Source organism: Methylobacterium sp. FF17, from assembly GCF_025813715.1.
In the GTDB taxonomy this organism is placed as follows: Bacteria; Pseudomonadota; Alphaproteobacteria; order Rhizobiales; family Beijerinckiaceae; genus Methylobacterium; species Methylobacterium flocculans.
Genome location: NZ_CP107532.1, coordinates 840,857 through 859,966 on the forward strand (window position 1 = coordinate 840,857; position 19,110 = coordinate 859,966).

The 19,110-nt window shown below is 67.8% G+C and carries 12 protein-coding genes; 8 read left to right on the forward strand and 4 right to left on the reverse strand.

The window, feature by feature from the left end; genetic code table 11:
- The first annotated feature begins 189 nt into the window (after positions 1 to 189).
- The gene (locus OF380_RS03810) at positions 190 to 6,003 is read left to right on the forward strand and encodes a HAMP domain-containing protein (RefSeq protein WP_264049463.1); all 5,814 of its coding nucleotides are present in this window, start codon (positions 190 to 192) and stop codon (positions 6,001 to 6,003) included.
- A gap of 47 nt (positions 6,004 to 6,050) precedes the next feature.
- On the forward strand, positions 6,051 to 8,081 hold the full coding sequence (locus OF380_RS03815; protein ID WP_318784663.1) for a response regulator: 2,031 nt from the start codon (positions 6,051 to 6,053) through the stop codon (positions 8,079 to 8,081).
- Between the two features lie 350 nt (positions 8,082 to 8,431).
- Here OF380_RS03815 and OF380_RS03820 read toward each other — a convergent pair whose 3' ends face one another.
- Positions 8,432 to 9,259 carry a L,D-transpeptidase gene (locus OF380_RS03820; protein ID WP_264049465.1) on the reverse strand — a complete coding sequence of 276 codons (828 nt, stop codon included), beginning with the start codon at positions 9,257 to 9,259 and terminating at the stop codon, positions 8,432 to 8,434.
- Between the two features lie 246 nt (positions 9,260 to 9,505).
- On the opposite strand from OF380_RS03820, the gene OF380_RS03825 reads away from it, so the two are divergent.
- Genes OF380_RS03825 through moaD form a run of 4 tightly spaced genes read left to right on the forward strand, consistent with a single transcriptional unit; the run spans position 9,506 to position 13,362 of the window.
- On the forward strand, positions 9,506 to 10,240 hold the full coding sequence (locus tag OF380_RS03825) for a protein phosphatase CheZ (RefSeq protein WP_264049466.1): 735 nt from the start codon (positions 9,506 to 9,508) through the stop codon (positions 10,238 to 10,240).
- A 56-nt stretch (positions 10,241 to 10,296) separates the two neighbouring features.
- Complete coding sequence (uvrC, locus tag OF380_RS03830) at positions 10,297 to 12,438, forward strand: excinuclease ABC subunit UvrC (RefSeq protein ID WP_264049467.1); 2,142 nt, start codon at positions 10,297 to 10,299, stop codon at positions 12,436 to 12,438.
- A gap of 58 nt (positions 12,439 to 12,496) precedes the next feature.
- Positions 12,497 to 13,096 (forward strand): CDP-diacylglycerol--glycerol-3-phosphate 3-phosphatidyltransferase, encoded by a 600-nt coding sequence (gene pgsA, locus OF380_RS03835; protein ID WP_264051174.1) that lies wholly within the window; start codon positions 12,497 to 12,499, stop codon positions 13,094 to 13,096.
- A 14-nt stretch (positions 13,097 to 13,110) separates the two neighbouring features.
- Positions 13,111 to 13,362 (forward strand): molybdopterin converting factor subunit 1, encoded by a 252-nt coding sequence (gene moaD / locus OF380_RS03840; protein WP_264049468.1) that lies wholly within the window; start codon positions 13,111 to 13,113, stop codon positions 13,360 to 13,362.
- Between the two features lie 24 nt (positions 13,363 to 13,386).
- Here moaD and OF380_RS03845 read toward each other — a convergent pair whose 3' ends face one another.
- Positions 13,387 to 14,313 carry a metal ABC transporter substrate-binding protein gene (locus OF380_RS03845; RefSeq protein WP_264049469.1) on the reverse strand — a complete coding sequence of 309 codons (927 nt, stop codon included), beginning with the start codon at positions 14,311 to 14,313 and terminating at the stop codon, positions 13,387 to 13,389.
- A gap of 234 nt (positions 14,314 to 14,547) precedes the next feature.
- Here OF380_RS03845 and OF380_RS03850 point away from each other — a divergent pair, with 234 nt between their 5' ends.
- Entirely contained in the window at positions 14,548 to 16,341 is a 1,794-nt protein-coding gene (locus OF380_RS03850; protein WP_264049470.1) for an ABC transporter ATP-binding protein, read from the forward strand.
- A gap of 71 nt (positions 16,342 to 16,412) precedes the next feature.
- On the opposite strand, the gene OF380_RS03855 is transcribed toward OF380_RS03850, so the two are convergent.
- Positions 16,413 to 16,616: a hypothetical protein gene (locus tag OF380_RS03855; protein WP_264049471.1), complete on the reverse strand. Its 204-nt coding sequence runs from the start codon at positions 16,614 to 16,616 to the stop codon at positions 16,413 to 16,415.
- Between the two features lie 382 nt (positions 16,617 to 16,998).
- On the opposite strand from OF380_RS03855, the gene OF380_RS03860 reads away from it, so the two are divergent.
- Entirely contained in the window at positions 16,999 to 18,078 is a 1,080-nt protein-coding gene (locus OF380_RS03860; protein ID WP_264049472.1) for a helix-turn-helix transcriptional regulator, read from the forward strand.
- Positions 18,079 to 18,120: 42 nt separating this feature from the next.
- Here OF380_RS03860 and OF380_RS03865 read toward each other — a convergent pair whose 3' ends face one another.
- Positions 18,121 to 19,056 carry a ribokinase gene (locus OF380_RS03865; RefSeq protein ID WP_264049473.1) on the reverse strand — a complete coding sequence of 312 codons (936 nt, stop codon included), beginning with the start codon at positions 19,054 to 19,056 and terminating at the stop codon, positions 18,121 to 18,123.
- Positions 19,057 to 19,110 lie beyond the last annotated feature (54 nt).

A 19,110-nucleotide genomic window follows, 5' to 3' on the forward strand; every position in this document is an offset into this window, starting at 1 on the left:
GAGTAGCGGTGGCTGTTCTCGGTACCCCTAATTCGCTCGCTTTTGCCCGTTCAAGCGATTATGTCGCGGCTCAACCTGAGGCCCGGTTCGGAGGTAGTTCAAAATCCGATGCCGTCTTGAGGTTGCAGAGTTACGGGGCCGCCAGCCGGATTGTCCGGTCTCAGGCCCTTGCGCCGAAGGTATTCCCGAATGACGCTGACCACGTCGCAGCTCGAGCCGAAACTCCTCCTCAAAAGCCTGCGGGCCTTCCGCAAGGGCGATTTCACAACCCGCCTTCCGCTGGACCTGACCGGAATCGACGGCGAGATCGCGGAGGCCTTCAACGACATCGTCGACTTGAACCAGGGTCTGTCGCGCGAACTCGACCGGGTCGCACGGGCCGTCGGTAAGGATGGTCGAATCGGGGAGCGCGGCAAGCTGCCGGCCGCGACGGGCGGCTGGAACGATTGCGTGGACTCGGTCAACACGATGATCGGCGACCTCGTCCAGCCCACGACCGAGGTCGCGCGCGTGATCGGCGCCGTCGCCAAGGGCGATCTCAACCAGACCATGCAGCTCGAGATCGAGGGGCGCCCCCTGCGGGGTGAGTTCCTGCGCATCGGCAAGGTGGTCAACACCATGGTGGACCAGCTCAACTCCTTCGCATCCGAAGTGACCCGCGTGGCGCGCGAGGTCGGCTCGGAGGGCAAGCTCGGCGGTCAGGCCCAGGTCAAGGGTGTCGGTGGCACCTGGAAGGACCTCACCGACAACGTGAACCTCATGGCGGCCAACCTCACCGGTCAGGTCCGCAACATCGCCGAAGTCACCACGGCAGTGGCAAATGGCGATCTCTCCAAGAAGATCACCGTCGACGTTAAGGGCGAGATCCTCGACCTCAAATCCACCTTCAACACCATGGTGGACCAGCTCAACTCCTTCGCGTCCGAAGTGACCCGCGTGGCCAAGGAGGTGGGCTCCGAGGGCAAGCTCGGCGGTCAGGCCCAGGTCAAGGGTGTCGGTGGTGTCTGGAAGGATCTCACCGACAACGTCAACATGATGGCCGAGAACCTCACCGGCCAGGTCCGCAACATCGCCGAGGTGACCACGGCCGTGGCGCGAGGCGACCTCTCGAAGAAGATCACGGTGGACGTGAAGGGGGAGATTCTCGCCCTGAAGCTGACCATCAACACCATGGTGGACCAGCTGAACTCCTTCGCGTCCGAAGTGACCCGCGTCGCGCGCGAGGTGGGCACGGAAGGCAAGCTCGGCGGTCAGGCGCAGGTCGAAGGGGTCGGCGGCACCTGGAAGGACCTCACCGACAACGTGAACATGATGGCGGCCAACCTCACCGGTCAGGTCCGCAACATCGCCGACGTCACCACCGCGGTGGCGAACGGCGATCTCTCCAAGAAGATCACCGTGGACGTGCGGGGCGAGATCCTGGAGCTGAAGATTACCATCAACACCATGGTGGACCAGCTCAACTCCTTCGCGTCCGAAGTGACCCGCGTGGCGCGCGAGGTGGGCTCCGAGGGCAAGCTCGGGGGTCAGGCGCAGGTTCGCGGCGTGGCCGGCACCTGGGCCGATCTCACCGACAACGTGAACCTCATGGCGGCCAACCTCACGGGCCAGGTCCGCAACATCGCGGACGTCACCACGGCGGTGGCGAATGGTGATCTCTCCAAGAAGATCACCGTGGATGTGCGGGGCGAGATCCTGGAGTTGAAGAATACCATCAACACCATGGTGGACCAGCTCAACTCCTTTGCCTCGGAAGTCACGCGCGTCGCCAAGGAAGTGGGTTCGGAGGGCAAGCTCGGAGGTCAGGCGCGGGTGGAAGGCGTCGCCGGCACCTGGGCCGATCTCACCAACAACGTGAACCTGATGGCGGAGAACCTGACCGGTCAGGTCCGCAACATCGCCGACGTCACGACGGCGGTGGCGAACGGCGATCTCTCGAAGAAGATCACCGTCGACGTGAAGGGCGAGATCCTCGAGCTCAAATCCACCATCAACACGATGGTGGACCAGCTGAACTCCTTCGCGTCCGAAGTGACGCGCGTGGCGCGCGAAGTGGGCACCGAGGGCAAGCTCGGCGGACAAGCCGAGGTGAAGGGCGTCGGTGGTGTCTGGAAGGGGCTGACCGACAATGTGAACATGATGGCGGCCAACCTCACGGGTCAGGTCCGCAACATCGCCGAGGTCACCACGGCGGTGGCGAACGGCGATCTGTCCAAGAAGATCACCGTGGCGGTCGAGGGTGAGATCCTGGAGCTCAAATCCACCATCAACACCATGGTGGACCAGCTCAACTCCTTTGCCTCGGAGGTCGTGCGGGTGGCGCGCGAGGTGGGCATCGAGGGCAAGCTCGGCGGTCAGGCGCAGGTTCGCGGCGTCGGCGGCACCTGGAAGGATCTCACCGACAACGTGAACATGATGGCGGCCAACCTCACCGGCCAGGTCCGCAACATCGCCGACGTCACCACCGCGGTGGCGAACGGCGATCTCTCCAAGAAGATCACCGTGGATGTCAGCGGCGAGATCCTGGAGCTCAAATCCACCATCAACACCATGGTGGACCAGCTCAACTCCTTCGCCTCCGAAGTGACCCGCGTGGCGCGCGAGGTCGGCTCCGAGGGCAAGCTCGGCGGTCAGGCGCAGGTTCGCGGCGTCGGCGGCACCTGGAAGGACCTCACCGACAACGTGAACATGATGGCGGCCAACCTCACCGGCCAGGTGCGCGGCATCGCTGACGTGGTGACGGCGGTGGCTCAGGGCGATCTCAAGCGCAAGCTTTCGGTCGATGCCAAGGGCGAGATCGCGGCCCTCGCGGACACCGTGAACAAGATGATCGAGACCCTGGCCACCTTCGCAGACCAGGTCACCAACGTCGCACGCGAAGTGGGTGTCGAGGGCAAGCTCGGTGGGCAAGCCCGGGTCCCAGGCGCGGCCGGCCTCTGGCGCGACCTGACCGACAACGTGAACCAGCTTGCCGCGAATCTGACGACCCAGGTGCGCGCCATCGCCGAGGTGGCCACCGCGGTGACCAAGGGCGATCTCGCCCGCTCGATCTCGGTGGAAGCCTCGGGCGAAGTGGCCTCCCTGAAGGACAACATCAACGAGATGATCCGCAACCTGCGGGACACGACCCTGAAGAACGCGGAACAGGATTGGCTGAAGACGAACCTGGCGAAGTTCACGCGGATGCTGCAGGGCGAGCGCGACCTCGCCACCGTCTCGAACCTGATCCTGTCCGAGATCGCGTCCCTGGTGAACGCCCAGCGCGGCGTCTTCTACATGGTGGAGAACGACGCCGGAGAGCCCGTCCTCGACCTGATGGCGAGCTACGCCTTCACCGAGCGCAAGAATCTCTCGAATCGCTACCGCATGCGGCAGGGCCTCGTCGGCCAGTGCGCCTTCGAGAAGAAGCGCATCCTGCTCACTAACGTGCCCGGCGACTACATCACCATCGGCTCCGCCCTCGGCGAGGCCGCGCCCCTCAACATCATCGTGCTGCCGGTGCTCTTCGAGCAGGAGGTCAAGGCGGTGATCGAGCTCGCCTCGTTCAGCCGCTTCAGCGAGACCCACCAATCCTTCCTCGACCAGCTCACCGAGTCGATCGGCATCGTGCTGAACACTATCGCCGCCAACATGCAGACCGAGGGCCTGCTCAAGCAGTCGCAGCTGCTGACCGGAGAGCTGCAGAGCCGGCAGGACGAGCTCAAGAAGACCAACGACCGGCTCGAACTGCAGGCCGCCTCCCTGCAGCAATCTGAGGACCTCCTCAAGAATCAGCGTGAGCGCCTGCAGACGACGAACGAGGAGCTGGAGGAGAAGGCCCGCCTGCTCGAGATCCAGAAGAAGGAAGTCGAGGGCAAGAACCGCGAGGTTTCCATCGCCAAGACGGCGCTCGAGGAGAAAGCCGAGCAGCTCTCGCTCACGTCGCGCTACAAGTCGCAGTTCCTCGCCAACATGAGCCACGAGCTGCGCACGCCGCTCAACAGCCTGCTGATCCTGTCGAAGCTCCTCTCCGAGAACAAGGACGGGAACCTGAGCGACAAGCAGCGCGAATTCGCCAAGACCATCAACGCGGCCGGCTCAGACCTGCTGTCCCTCATCAACGACATCCTCGACCTCTCCAAGATCGAGTCGGGGACCGTATCCCTCGAGCTCGGCAACGTCGCCGTGCAGGATCTCGTCGATCACCTCGACCGCACCTTCCGGCAGGTCGCCGAGGAGCGCGGGCTCGGCTTCACGATTCAGGTCGCGCCGGGCCTGCCGACGACGGTGCGCACCGATTCCAAGCGCCTGCAGCAGGTGCTGCGCAACCTGCTCTCGAACGCCTTCAAGTTCACCGAGGCCGGCAGCGTGACCCTCCAGATCGGATCGGCCGAGGGCTCGCCGCTGCGCGCCGGCAGCCAGTGGATGGCGTTCTCGGTGCGCGATACGGGGATTGGCATCCCGGAGGAGAAGCAGCGCATCGTCTTCGAGGCGTTTCAGCAGGCGGATGGAACCACCAGCCGGAAATACGGCGGAACGGGCCTCGGACTGGCGATCAGCCGCGAGATCGCCCGGCTGCTGGGAGGCGAAATCGTCCTGGAAAGCCGCCCTGGACAGGGCAGCACCTTCACCCTGTTCCTACCCTTCGAACCCCCGGCTTCCACCGGCGCGAACGCCCCGGTGGAAGCGGGCGAAGCCAGCGCGTCGCTGCCTCCGCACAACCGTCAGCCCTCCGCCGCGATGGCGCTGTCGGCCTCGGCCGACGACCGGCACATCATCTACCAGGGAGATCACATCGTCCTGATCGTGGAAGACGACGCGATGTTCGCCTCGGTCCTCCTCGAACTCGCCCGCGAGCGGGGCTTCAAGGGCCTGATCGCCCAGGACGGGGCCGGGGCCCTGGCCCTCGCCCACCGCTACAAGCCGCACGCCATCACCCTCGACATCGGATTGCCCGACATGGATGGCTGGGCCCTGCTCGACCTCCTCAAGAACGATCCCCGCACGCGACACATTCCGATCCACGTCATCTCGGTGAACGACGAGAAGAAGCGCGGGCTCAAGGCGGGCGCCTTCGGCTTCCTCGAGAAGCCGGTGGACCGCGAAGGCCTGCTCAAGGCCTTGGAGCGCTCGAAGGAGTTCATCACCCGCCCGGTCCGGAACCTCCTTCTCGTGGAGGACGACGATAACCAGCGCGCCAGCATCACGGCCCTGCTCGGCGTGGAGGACGTGAAGGTTTTCGGGGTCGGCACCGCGGCGGCCGCCCTCGAGGCGGTGAATGGCGGTCGCTTCGATTGCGCGATCGTCGATCTCGGCCTGCCCGACATGAACGGCTCGGATCTCATCCAGCGGATCCGCGAACTGCAGGGTGGCGATGAGCTTCCGATCATCGTCTATACGGGCCGGGAACTGACCGCCGCGGAGGAGCACCAGCTCAAGCAGACCGCCTCGACCATCATCCTGAAGGACACCCTTTCGTCCGAGAGGCTCCTGGACGAGACGGCCCTGTTCCTGCACCGCGCCATCGGCAACGTCCCCGTCCACGACCCCATCGTCGTGGAGCGGCGCGAGCCGGCCTCGCTGGAAGGATGCCGGGTCATCCTCGTCGACGACGACCTGCGCAACATCTTCTCGCTGACCAGTGCCCTCGAGGAGTATGGTCTGACCGTCCTGTTCGCAGAGAACGGCCGCGATGGCATCGAACTCCTGAAGGCGCATCCCAACGTCGACGCGATGCTGGTCGACATCATGATGCCGGGCATGGACGGCTACGAGACGATGCGCGCGGTTCGCAGCCACCATGCCTTCCGGGCCCTGCCGCTGATCGCCGTCACGGCGAAGGCCATGAAGGGCGACCGGGAGAAGTGCCTGGAGGCCGGTGCCTCGGACTACGTGTCGAAGCCCATCGACATGGACCAGCTCCTCGCCGTGCTGCGGGTCCAGCTGGAACAGCGCGCCTCTGCGGCTGAGCGGGACGGATCCGGTCTGAACGGAGCGGCGCCGGTGCCGGGACCCTCCCGATGATGGATCTCCCCCAGCATCCTCTGCCGGGCTCCGAGCCCCCGGACGGGATGGCGGAGATCGGGAACCTGCCCCTCATCCGCGCGAAGATCCTCATCGTCGACGATGACCGGCGCAACCTGCTCGCCGCCTCGGAGGTGCTCGACGAGGCGGGCCTCGACCTCGTCCTCGTGGATTCGCCGGAGGAGGCCCTGCGGCGGAGCCTGCGCGAGGACTTCGCCCTGATTCTCCTCGACGTGCAGATGCCCCGCATGGACGGTTACGAGGTCGCGGCGTTGATCCGGAGCCGCCCGAGGACGTCCGGGGTCCCGATCCTGTTCCTGACCGCCCACAACAAGGACGACATCCACATCTTCCGGGGCTACTCGGCGGGCGCGGTCGATTACGTCTTCAAGCCGATCCAGCCCCTGATCCTGAAATCGAAGGTCGGCGTCTTCGTCGACCTGTACCGAAAGACCGAGGAGATCCGTCAGAAGGCCGCCGCCGAGAAGCAGCTGCTCCTCGACAATCTGCGGGTGCGCGGCGAAAAGCTCGAGGCCGAGCGGGCCCTGCGCCGGGGCGAACAGCATCAGGCCGCCGTCCTCCGCAGCCTCCCCATCGCGCTCTACACGGCCTCCCTGGACGACATCGACCGAAGCCTGCAGTTTACGAGCGACAGCATCGAGCGCATCACCGGCTTTCCCCGGCAGGCGTTTCGGGAGCCGGGCCACTGGCAGGCGCAGCTGAATGCGGAGGACCGGGGCCACGTCCTCGACGCGCTCCGGTCGGTCGCCGAGACCGGCACGGCGGCGCTGGAATACCGCTGGCGTCATGCCGACGGGACCGAGCGGCACATCCTCGATCAGATCGTCGTCAACCGCAGCGACGACGGCACGGCCTCGGACGTGTTCGGGATGTGGTTCGATGTGACCGAACGCAAGGAGCTGGAACTCAGCCTGCTCCATGCCTCGAAGCTGGAGGCCGTCGGGCGGCTCACGGGCGGCATCGCGCACGACTTCAACAACATGCTGAGCATCGTCATCGGCAACCTGGATCTGCTGCAGGGCTCCGTCCGTGCCGACGAGAAGGCCCATCGGCGCGTCCAGAACGCGATCGAGGGCGCGCAGCGCTGCGTCGAACTCACGAGCCGGCTGCTGACCTTCTCGCGGCGTTCGCCCCTGCAGCCCACCGCCCTGGATTTCACCGTCTTCATGCCGGGGCTGATCAAGCTTCTGAACCGGACGTTGGGTGAGCGTGTCAGCCTGTCCCTGACGATGGACGAGGCGCTGCCGACGATCTGCGTCGACCATGCGCAGCTGGAAGCGGCCCTGATCAACCTCGCCGTCAATGCCCGCGATGCCATGCCGGAGGGCGGCAGCCTGACCATAGCGGTCCGGCTCCGGGACGACGTCGGACACCAGGACGACACCTCTGGAGAACGTTCGGAGGGCAGGCTTGTCGCGATCACGGTCTCGGATACGGGAACCGGAATGTCGCCCTCGATCCTGGCTCGGGTCTTCGAGCCCTTCTTCACCACCAAGGAGGCAGGCAAGGGTACGGGCCTCGGCCTCAGCATGGTGCATGGCTTCGTTCAACAGAGCGGAGGTTCGATCGCGGCCGAGAGCGTGATTGGGCAGGGCACCAGCATCACGCTCTCCTTGCCGGCGGCCGACAACCAAGACCGGGATCGAGGCGAACCGCCGCTCACGGATCCTTTCGAAACCCTGGAGGGTGGTGGCCGGCTGGTCCTCGTCGTCGAGGATGACGAGCATGTGCGACGGACCGCGGTCGCGGCCCTGGAAGCCCTCGCCTTCGAAGTGCGCGAAGCCGGAACCGGGGATGAAGCCCTTCGCCTCCTGGAGCAGGAGCCGGGGATCAGCCTGGTGTTCAGTGACGTGAACATGCCAGGTTCGCTGAACGGCCTGGATTTAGGAAATCTCGTTCGAAAGAAATGGCCCCATATCCATGTGCTTCTTACCTCTGGGTATCTGAGGGCGGAGCAGGATGCGAGCGCGTTCGAGCTTCTGCAGAAGCCCTATCGTGTCACGGAACTCGTCTCCAAGTTGAGAGAAAATCTACTTTCTCACTCTGAAGCTCAGTAAGCAGCCGCTTGCCTGTATAACAGATGAAAAATCGCGGTCGCATTGTTGATTGCGAAATGGAAATTCGCAGCCGTGAGCTGCGGGTATTCAATCCTGACCGATGCAGTAACGTGACGTCCGAGCTCATTGCCTGATCGCGGCCTTGGCGATTCGCAGGCGCCACGCTGCCGCACCTGACGAACGCCGTTCCAAGACTCGTCGATGGCTTTGGCGACCGACATTTCTCCGCCGGCTTGGCCCCCACTCTGCCCCGATCAGGATGGCTCGGCGACCACCGAACCATCCATCACCCTTCGTGTCTCCCGAGGCTTTCGACCGAACCGACAAACGACCCGCTCTCGCAGACGCGTTCAGAGCACCTCGACGCGCGTGCCCACCGGCGTGCGCTCGTAGAGATCGATGACATCCTCGTTCATCATCCGGATGCATCCGGACGAGACGTTCTGGCCGATCGTGTGCGGTTCGTTCGTCCCGTGGATCCGGTAGAGCGACGAGCCGAGATAGAGCGCGCGGGCGCCGAGCGGGTTGCCGGGTCCGCCCGCCATGTGGCGCGGCAGGTCCGGGCGACGCCGGATCATCTCGGCCGGCGGCGTCCAGTCCGGCCATTCGCGCTTCTGGCTGATCGACTTCAGGCCCGACCAGGCGAAGCCCGGGCGCCCGACGCCGATCCCGTAGCGGATCGCCTGTCCGCCCGGCTGGACGAGGTAGAGGAACTTCGCGGGCGTATCGACCACGATGGTGCCGGGCCGCTGCGGCCCGTCATAGGCCACCACCTGGCGGCCGTAGCGGGGATCGGGGGCCCGCGCGATCGTCTCCACGGCCGGTTCGACGGCGCGGGACTGCGGGAGGGCCGCGAGCCGCACCGGCACCCGGACGGGCTCTTCGACGAAGCGGGCCTCGGGCTCCGCCGGCACGCGATCGCCGGAATGGAGGGCGCGCGAACTTACCGCGCCGCCGTAAACGGAGGCGGCGACCTGGCGCGGCACGACGCCGTCATCGTAGAGCGGCGCGCGCACGGCCCGCGCCGGCATTGCCCCGCGCGGCGGCGAATCGCTCATCAGGAACTCGATGAAGCCGCCGCCATACGCGCCCGCGCGGGCCGGGGATTGCGCCTGCGCCGCCTGTCCCCACGACCCCGCCGCCAGGCAGGCGACCGCCACGCACCAATCGAACCGCATGCCCGTCAACGCTCCAGTCCCGTTCGATCCCGTCCGGGGATCGACGCCCGACAAGGATCGGGGACGGCAGCAAGGACGCGGTGAAGGAACGTGGTGAATCGTTCGCGATCGCGCGCCTTGGAGGCCCTCGAACGAAGTCAGCGTGAACGGGCGGTAAAGGTTGGCGAACCGTGCCGGCGTTGAAGAAATTGCAATCAGTTCGGCACATCCTCAGGGGGCTTCCCTCCTGACGGCTGATCACAACCGATGACCACGAAACGTTACCGCATCGAGGACAGCCTCGGACTCGCGAGCGCACCGATCGCGGCCCCGGCCGTCGTTTCGGCCGAAGCCGCGAACCTCAACGAGAAGCGCCTGGACGAGATCCTGGCGGCGATCCAGACCCTTCAGAAGGTCACGCAGTCGAGCACCCTCGAGACCATCGATGCCTGCCGGCGCGAGTTAAACGAAGCGTTCGCCATGCGCTCCGAACTCGACGTGATGAAGGAGGCCATCACCCGCACCAAGCAGGAGATCGCGACGCTCTACCGCTCCGAGAACACCGGCAAGGGCATGCGCCGGGTGGCGGGCGAGCTCGATGCGGTGGTCGATTCCACCGAGCGGGCCACCAGCACGATCCTCGGCGCGATCGAGGAGATCGAGACCAATGCCAGCATGCTGCGCGCCATGACCACCACCATGGCCGGCCGCGAGAACATCGATGCGATCCTGGAGCGCGTGGTCATCGCCTTCGAGGCCTGCAACTTCCAGGACCTCACCGGTCAGCGCATCAACAAGATCGTCGGCGTGCTGAAGTTCATCGAGGAGCACCTCGACCGGATGATCGAGGCCTGGGGCGGCCTCGACAACTTCAGTGAGATCCTCGGCGTCACCCAGGCCAAGGTCGACATCGACGACGAGAGCTCGCTCCTCAACGGGCCCAAGCTCGCCGACGACATCGGCCACGTGGACCAGGGCGACATCGACGCGCTGTTCGACTGACCGGAGGCCGCCGCCCGCCCCTTCCCTCTCCGATCCCCGAGGCTTAAGTCAGCGGCATGAGCCGCCCGCCCGCGAAAGACCGATCGCCTCGAGGGGGATCCTCGGGAGACCTGCGCCGATCCTCCGGAGACCTGCCCCCGGACGGGTTCGATGACGGCGGCGCGTTCCGGGAGGAGGCCTCGGTCGGGCCCGAGGACGCCGACGAGGAGCCGTCGCAGGCCGACGACGCCCCCGAGATCGACTTCGATTTCGAGGATGGCGCGGTCAAGGCCGGCACCGAGGTGATCCGGCGGTTCTGGACCACCCTGCCGACCTCGCCGGGCGTCTACCGGATGTTCGACGACAAGGGCGACGTGCTCTATGTCGGCAAGGCCAAGAACCTGAAGGCGCGGGTCGGCTCCTACGCGCGCGGACAGGCGCATTCCAACCGTATCGCCCGCATGATCTCGCAGACGGCGGCGATGGAGTTCGTCACCACCGCCACCGAGACCGAGGCGCTGCTCCTCGAAGCCAACCTGATCAAGCAGTTGAAGCCGCGCTTCAACGTGCTGATGCGGGACGACAAGTCGTTTCCCTACATCCTGGTCACGGCCGATTCGGAAGCGCCGCAAATCATCAAGCACCGCGGTGCCCGCCGCCGCAAGGGCAGCTATTACGGCCCCTTCGCCAGCGTCTGGGCGGTGAACCGCACCGTGAACGCCCTGCAGCGCGCCTTCCTGCTGCGCACCTGCACGGACAGCTATTACGAGAACCGCACGCGGCCCTGCCTGCTCTTCCAGATCAAGCGCTGCTCGGGCCCCTGCACCGGCGAGATCGACCTCGACGATTACCGGGGCCTCGCCGAGAGCGCGAAGAGCTTCCTCGCGGGCAAGTCGAACGCGGTGAAGGACCGCATGCGCGAGGAGATGCAGGACGCCTCGGAAAAGATGGAGTTCGAGCGCGCGGCGCGCTTCCGCGACCGCATCGCGGCGCTCTCGGCGATCCAGGGCACGCAAGGGGTGAACACCCAGGGCGTGGAGGAGGCCGACGTCTTCGCCCTCGACGAGCAGGCGGGCCAGTTCTGCATCGAGGTGTTCTTCTTCCGCAACTTCCAGAACTGGGGCAACCGCGCCTACTTCCCCAAGGCCGACCGCACCATGACGCCGGACGAGGTGCTGGCCTCGTTCATCGGCCAGTTCTACGACGACAAGCCGGCCCCGCGCCTCGTCCTGGTCTCGCACGTCATCGAGGATGCCGAATTGCTGGCCGCAGCCCTGTCGAGCCGCACCGAGTACCGCGTCGACATCCACCAGCCCCAGCGCGGCGAGCGCAAGAACCTCGTGGACTACGCCCAGCGCAACGCGAAGGAGGCCCTCGGCCGGCGCCTCGCCGACACCGCCTCGCAGGGCAAGCTCCTCGTGGCGCTGGGGCAGTCCTTCGGCCTGCCGGCCGCGCCCCGGCGCATCGAGGTCTACGACAACTCGCACATCATGGGCACGAACGCGGTGGGCGGCATGATCGTGGCCGGCCCGGCCGGGTTCGCCAAGACGCATTACCGGACCTTCAACATCAAGTCGGAGGAGCTGACGCCGGGCGACGATTACGGGATGATGCGCGAGGTGCTGCAGCGGCGCTTCAAGCGCCTCGTCAAGGAGAACCCGCGCACGCCGCGCGAGGCCGCCCTGGCGGCGCGCGAGGGCGGCGCGTCCGAACCCGTGCCCGAGGCGCCGCCGGAGAGCGACACCCTGCCGAGCGATACCCTGCCGGCTTGGCCGGACCTCGTGCTCATCGACGGCGGCAAGGGGCAGCTCGACGCTGCCCGCACGGCCCTGGAGGAGATCGGCGTCACCGACGTGGCGCTGGTGGGCATCGCCAAGGGCCGGGACCGCGACGCGGGCCGCGAGACCTTCTTCGTGCCGGGCCGCCCGCCCTTCAAGCTGCCGCCGCGCGACCCCACCCTCTACTTCGTGCAGCGCCTGCGCGACGAGGCCCACCGCTTCGCGATCGGCACGCACCGGGCCAAGCGCAAGCGCGAGATGATCAAGAACCCCCTCGACGAGATCGTGGGAATCGGCCCGAGCCGGAAGCGGGCCCTGCTTCACCATTTCGGGACCGTGAAGGCGATCCAGCGCGCCGCCTTCGAGGATCTGGCCAAGACGCCGGGGGTCAACGCCGCCACCGCGCGGGCCGTCTATGACTTCTTCCACACCCATGCATGAGGACGACGCGGCTTCGGGACGGTTGACCCCCACCACCGCGCATGGTTTCACGCCTGCGATGAATCCCGCCCTGCCCCGACGCCGCTCGCCCGCCTGGACGCTGGCGAATTGCCTGACCTACGGGCGCCTCGTGGCGGTCCCCGTGGTGGTGGCCCTGCTGTTCTGGCCGAACGAGGCCGGCGCGCGCTTCGGCGCCCTCGGCGTCTACATCCTGGCCGCCATCACCGATTACCTCGATGGCTACGTGGCCCGAACCTACGACCAGAGTTCGGCGCTGGGGCGAATGCTCGATCCCATCGCCGACAAGCTGCTGGTCGCCGCCTGCCTGCTGATGCTGTCGGCGGACAACACCATCCACGGCTGGACCCTCTGGGCCGCCATCGTGATCCTGTGCCGGGAGATCCTGGTCTCGGGCTTGCGGGAATATCTCGCCGAGTTGAAGGTCGGCGTCCCCGTGAGCAAGGTCGCCAAATGGAAGACCACGCTTCAGCTCGTGGCCATCGGCTTCCTGGTGGCGGGCTCGGCCGGCGAGGCGGTCCTGCCGGGGACGATCTGGACGGGCAGCGCGCTCCTGTGGGTCGCGGCCGCGCTCACGCTCTATACCGGCTGGGACTACATGCGGGCGGGTATCAAGCACGTCATCGACGACCCGCGCTGAAGGACGCACACGCGATGAAGCTCGTCTATTTCGCCTGGGTGCGCGAGCGCATCGGCAAGGCCGAGGAGACCGTCGAGCTGCCCGCCGGCCTCGTCAGCGTGGCGGACCTCGTGGACTGGCTGCGCGGGCGCGGCGAGGAATACGCCTACGCCTTCGAGACGGACGCCATCGTCCGGGCCGCCATCGACCGGGTCCACGCCAAGCCCGACGCCCCCATCGCGGGCGCCTCGGAGATCGCGTTCTTCCCGCCCATGACGGGGGGATAATATGACCGGTGGCGTGGGCGCGCTTCAGCGCGCCTGCAGGGCCGCCGTGAAGGCCGCGAGGTTGTTGCGCATCATCGCCACGTAGGTCGGCGCCGGGCCGTCCGGACCCGAGAGCGCGTCGGAGAAGACCTTGCCGCCGATCGCCGCGCCGCTCTCGCGGGCGATCTGCTGCATCAGGCGCGGATCGGCGATGTTTTCCAGGAACACGGCCGGGATCGTCTCCTGGCGGATCTGGCGGATGATCCGGCCGACGTCGCGGGGGCTCGCCTCACTGTCCGTAGAGACGCCCTGCGGCGCGATGAAGGCCATCCCGTAGGCGGCGGTGAAGTAGCCGAAGGCATCGTGCGTGGTGATCACCCGGCGCCGGGCCTTCGGGATCGCGGAGATCGCCGTGCGCACCTCCCCGTCGAGGGCGTCCAGGGTGGCGAGGTAGGCCTTGGCGTTCTCGGCATAGGTCGCCGCATGGTCGGGATCGATCCGCGCGAGGGCGTCGCGGATATTGGACACATAGACCTTCGCGTTGGCGACGTTCTGCCAGGCATGGGGATCGGCGTGGTGGCCATGCGCGTGCCCGTGGCCGTGATCGTCCACCTCGGCCTCGATCGCCTTGACCCCGGTGGCGGCGACGACGACTGGCGCCTTGGTCCCGGATGCCTTGATCAGCCGGTCGATCCAGCCCTCCAGCCCCAGCCCGTTGACGACGACGAGCCGTGCATCGGCCAGGGTGCGGGCATCGCTCGGGACGGGCGTGTAGCCGTGCGCGTCGGCGTTCGGCTGCACCAGTGTGGTGACGGCGACCCGGTCCCCGCCGACCTGCGCCACGAGGTCGCCCAGGATCGAGAAGGTCGCCACCGCGCGCAGCTTCGCGTCCGCCGCACGCACAGGTCCCGCGAGGGTGAAAACGAGCGCGAGGGCGAGCGGCAGGGACGAGGACAGGCGCCAGGACGGCATCGGGCAGGATCCTTTCGAAGGGCCCGCCAGCCCATACTGTAACATTATCACATTTCCAAGTCTTACAACCATGGCTCGCGGCCAAGGCTCGCGTCCGAGGCTCGGGTTTGCGTGTGGTGGCTGTACCTTGGCGGCTTTCGCTTGATCTCGCGTCGGCGGGGACGCAAACACCCTGACCGTCGCGGCCCGGGGCCGTTCGGCGGTTCACACGGCACGGAAAGAACGGGCGAGACGATGGCGCGACGGGCGCTTCCCAAGGGCGACATGCTCCCCCTCCTGCGCCGGGTCTGGCAGATCTGGCTGCGGCCGCACCGGGCGACGCTGGCGCTGGTGCTGGTGCTCATCACCATCGTGGGGGCGGCCACCGGCCTCTACCCGACCCTGATCAAGCTCGCCTTCGACGCCTTCGAGCGCAAGGATCTCGGCGCCCTCGCCTACGCGCCCCTCGTCGTCATCGCCGTCACCTCGGTCCGGGGCTTCGCGCTGTTCGGCCAGACGGTGCTGACCAACCGGGTCGTCACCCGGGTCGAGGCCGACATGCAGGCCGCACTCTACGGGCACCTCATCGAATCCGACCTCGCCCAGCTCGGGCGTGAGAGCCCGGCGGCGTTCACGCAGCGCTTCACCACGGACTTCGCCTTCATCAAGGAGGGGCTGACCCGCATCTCCACGGTGCTCCTGCGCGACGTGGTCATGCTGATCGCCCTGGTGGCCGCCCTGCTCTGGATGGACCCGATCCTCACCCTGGTGGCGGGCGTGGTGGTGCCCTTCGTCGCCGGCCCCATCGGGCGGGTCGGCAAGAAGCTGCGCCGGGTCTCCACGAGCACGCAGGAGCGCATGGGCCTGACCGCGAGCCTCATCACGGAGAGCCTGCAGGGCGCGCGCATCGCCAAGACCTACGCGCTGGAGGGCTACCTCAAGGGCCGGGCCGAGGGCGCCTTCGAGGAGGTGCGGCGCCTCAAGATGAAGGCCGCCAACGCGCGCGGGCGCCTCGATCCGCTCCTGGAGATCGGCGGCGGCTTCGCGGTGGCCGCCGTGCTGGCGCTCGTCGGGCAGCGGGTGACCTCCGGCGACCGCACGGTGGGCGACTTCACCGGCTACGTCACCGCCCTGCTGCTGGCCTCGCAGCCGATCCGCACCCTCGGCTCCCTCAACGCGATCCTGCAGGAGGCGGGCTCCGCGCTCCAGCGCTACTTCGCCCTGATGGACGAGGCCGCGGAAATCCGCCAGCGCCCGGACGCGGCGCCGCTCCGGGTGACGGGGGGCGAGATCCGCTTCACCGACGTACGGTTCCGCTACCGCGCCGACGCGCCCGCCCTGGAGGGCATCGACCTCACCGTCCGGGCCGGGACGACGGTGGCGCTGGTCGGGCGCTCGGGCTCCGGCAAGTCCTCGCTCCTCAACCTCGTGCCGCGCCTCTACGACGTGACCGGGGGCGCGGTCAGCATCGACGGGCAGGACATCCGCGCGGTCACCCTGGCGTCGCTGCGCGCCGCCGTGGCGGTGGTCTCGCAGGACGTGGTGCTGTTCGACGACACGATCGCGGCCAATATCGGCTTCGGACGCCCGGGAGCGACCCGCGCCGAGATCGAGGCGGCGGCCGAGGCGGCCGCCGCGCACGGCTTCATCAGCCGCCTGCCCGAGGGCTACGACTTCGCCGTCGGACCCTCCGGCGGACGCCTCTCGGGGGGCGAGCGCCAGCGCATCTCGCTCGCCCGCGCGTTCCTCAAGGACGCGCCCATCCTCCTCCTCGACGAGGCGACGAGCGCCCTCGATTCCGAATCCGAGCGCCTGGTCCAGGCGGCGCTGCTCCGCCTGATGGCGGGGCGCACCACCCTGGTGATCGCCCACCGCCTTTCGACCGTGCGCGACGCCGATTGCATCGTCGTGATGGAGGGCGGCCGGATCGTCGAGACCGGCACCCACGACGCGCTCCTGGCCTCGGGGGCGGCCTATGCCCGCCTGCACCGGATGCAGGGATCCGGCGATTTCGCGGAGGCTGAATCCGCACCCGAGGCCCGCGCCTGACGCCGGGCCATCGCGGAGGCCAGGAGCGTGCCCCTGGCCGATTCGCAGCTCATGCCGCCGCCGGCCGCTCCCTAATCGTCCTCGGACCGGTCGAGGGGTGAGGTCTCCTGCCGGCTCCGCATCGGGGTGAGGTTCGTCTCGGCGCAGCCGAGCTGCACCCGCTCCAGCTCCGAGGATGCCCGGGCGCAGGCAAGATCCGGCATGTCGTTCAGTTCGTCCGCGCGAGACGAAACACAGGTTATCATCAACATCATTCCGGCGATCACTGTTTTCATGGACCTGTCCTCCCAACGAAAGACAGTCTAGAAGGGAGGCGGATTCCGGCATCCATCAACCGTCGGAGGTTGCGGCGAGCGCCGTCCGGCGGGGGATTCACCGGTATCGCCCACCCGCCGGCGGCTGGGCCGGGATCCGGATCGGATCGGGAAAGCTGCGGATCGTCAGGCACTTGCGCCGAATCCGGCGACGGGCGGTGCGGACGACCCGCCGGAACGGCAGCCGCGATGTCCCCGGGCGTCGGCGGCCCGACGCAGCGGCGGCGACCCTCTGAAAGTCCGCCGTCGCGACCGCATCCCTCATATGGCGGATGCGCCTGCCGCGTTTGGACTGATATTGGTCTTATCAGAATCGGCCGGTCAAATATTCAGGAGCAGGACGTTGCTCGAATCCCTCATCGACCGGATCTACGAGGCCGCGGGGACGCCCGAACTCTGGCCGAACGTGCTCGATTGCTTGGGCGATTACGCGGCGTCGGACGGGTCGGTACTCATGGTGCTGCCGCCGACCGGGACACCGCGCTGGATCGCTTCACCCGGCCTCGAAGAGCGCCTGGCCCATTACACGGCCTCGTCCTCCTGGCGGAGCAGCGGACGCACGGCGCAGTGGCGCACGCTGGCCCATACCGGCTTCGTCCGCGACGTCGACCTTCTGTCGGCGTCCCGGGGGATCCCTCCCTGCCGTATCGACGAGCCCTTCTGGCAGGTCGGGACGACGATCCCGCTTCCGACGGGCGATGTCGCGATCGTCACCGCCGAGCGCCGCGCGGATCACGGCCCGCACGATCCGGGGATCCTGCCGAGGCTCGATGCCCTGAGACCGCACCTCGTGCGAGCCTGCCAGCTCAGCGCCCGGTTCGGCGCCGAGCGCGCGCGAGTCACGACGGCGGCGCTGAACCGCATCGGGCTTCCGGCCGCCGTGCTGACGGCCTCGGGGCGCGTGCTGACCATGAACAGCCACCTGCAGGAGCGCGACGAGATCCTGCCCTGCGGCACGCAGAGCGGCCACATGTTCAAGAACCTCGTCAACGTGAAGCTGCTGCAGGACGCGATCGGCAACGTGATCGGCGGGCGCAGCGCGGCGCAGACCATGCCGGTGCGCACGTTCACCGATCACCGCGCCCTGATCGCCCACGTGCTGCGCTTCGGCGGAGGCGCCGACGATGTCTTCGACGCGGCCGCGATCCTGCTCATCCTGGCGCAGGTCGGCGCGCCGGCGGCACCGGACAACGGCCTCCTGCACGTCCTGTTCGACCTGACTCCGGCGGAGGCGCGGCTGCTGCGGGCGCTCGCGGGCGGATCGCGCCTGCAATCCTACGCGGCGAGCGTCGGCGTCCAGCCCAGTACCGTGCGCACCCAGCTCACATCGATCTTCAACAAGACCGGTACGAAGCGCCAGGCGGAGCTTCTCAGCATCGTCGCGTCGATCTCGATGTTCAACGGGCAGGCCGCGCCCTGCTGAGGATCGCGGCGCCGAAACGTGAGGCAGGGGTGGCCGGACGCCTCAGCGCAACGCAGGATTTTCGGCCAGGAACGCCGCGAGCGCCGCCGCGGTCGGGAAAGCCTCGAACGCGCCGAACCGGCAGGTGGTGAGGCCCCCGCAGGCGGCCGCCTCGCGTAGGGCATCCGCGAACGGACGGCCCTTCAGGAGGCCCGCGATCAGCCCCGCCGCGAAGGCGTCCCCCGCCCCCACCGTGTCGATCGCCGCGACCGCGAAGGCCGGCTGGCGCTGCGGCGCGCCCGCGCGGCGGAACGCCACCGCGCCGCGTTCTCCGAGGGTCACCACGAGGCATTCGAGGCCGTCGTCGAGCAGCCGGCGGATCGCGGGCGTGGCGATGGTTGCCTCGGTGATCGCGCGCAGTGTGCCGAGGCCGAGGGCATCGGCCTCCACCGCGTTGACGACGAGGATCGCGGTGTCCGCCAGGAGGGCCGGGTCGAGGGGGCGCACGGGGGACGGGTTCAGCAGCGTTGGGATGCCGCGCGCCCGGGCCAGGGCGAAGGCCTCGCGGATGGGGGCGTCCGGCGATTCGAAGGTCGCGGCCACGAGGTCCGACCGGCGCAGGCGGTCCGCGAAGGGGCCGAGATCCTGCGCGCCGAGGGCGAGGTTGGCGCCGAGGCAGACCGCGAGGCAGTTCTCCCCGGCCGGATCGACGAAGGCGACCCCGGCCCCCGTCGAGCCGGCATGGTGCACCAGCATCTCGGGCGAGAACCCGACCTGCGCGAAGGTCGAGTGGACCACCGGGGAGAACACGTCCTCCCCCACCGCGAAGATCCCGTCGACGCCGATTCCGAGCCGGCTCGCGGCCAGCGCCAGGTTGAAGCCCTTTCCGCCGGGCTCCGCCAGGAAGGCGGAGCCGCTCAACGACTCTCCCGCCTGCGGTAACCGTGCTACCTTGACGGAGCAGGCGATGACGAAGCTCCCGACAACGAAGACCTGCATGGGATATCCCGGCTTGGTTCGGTTCGCGGAATAGTACCGGAGGTCGGGTGGACG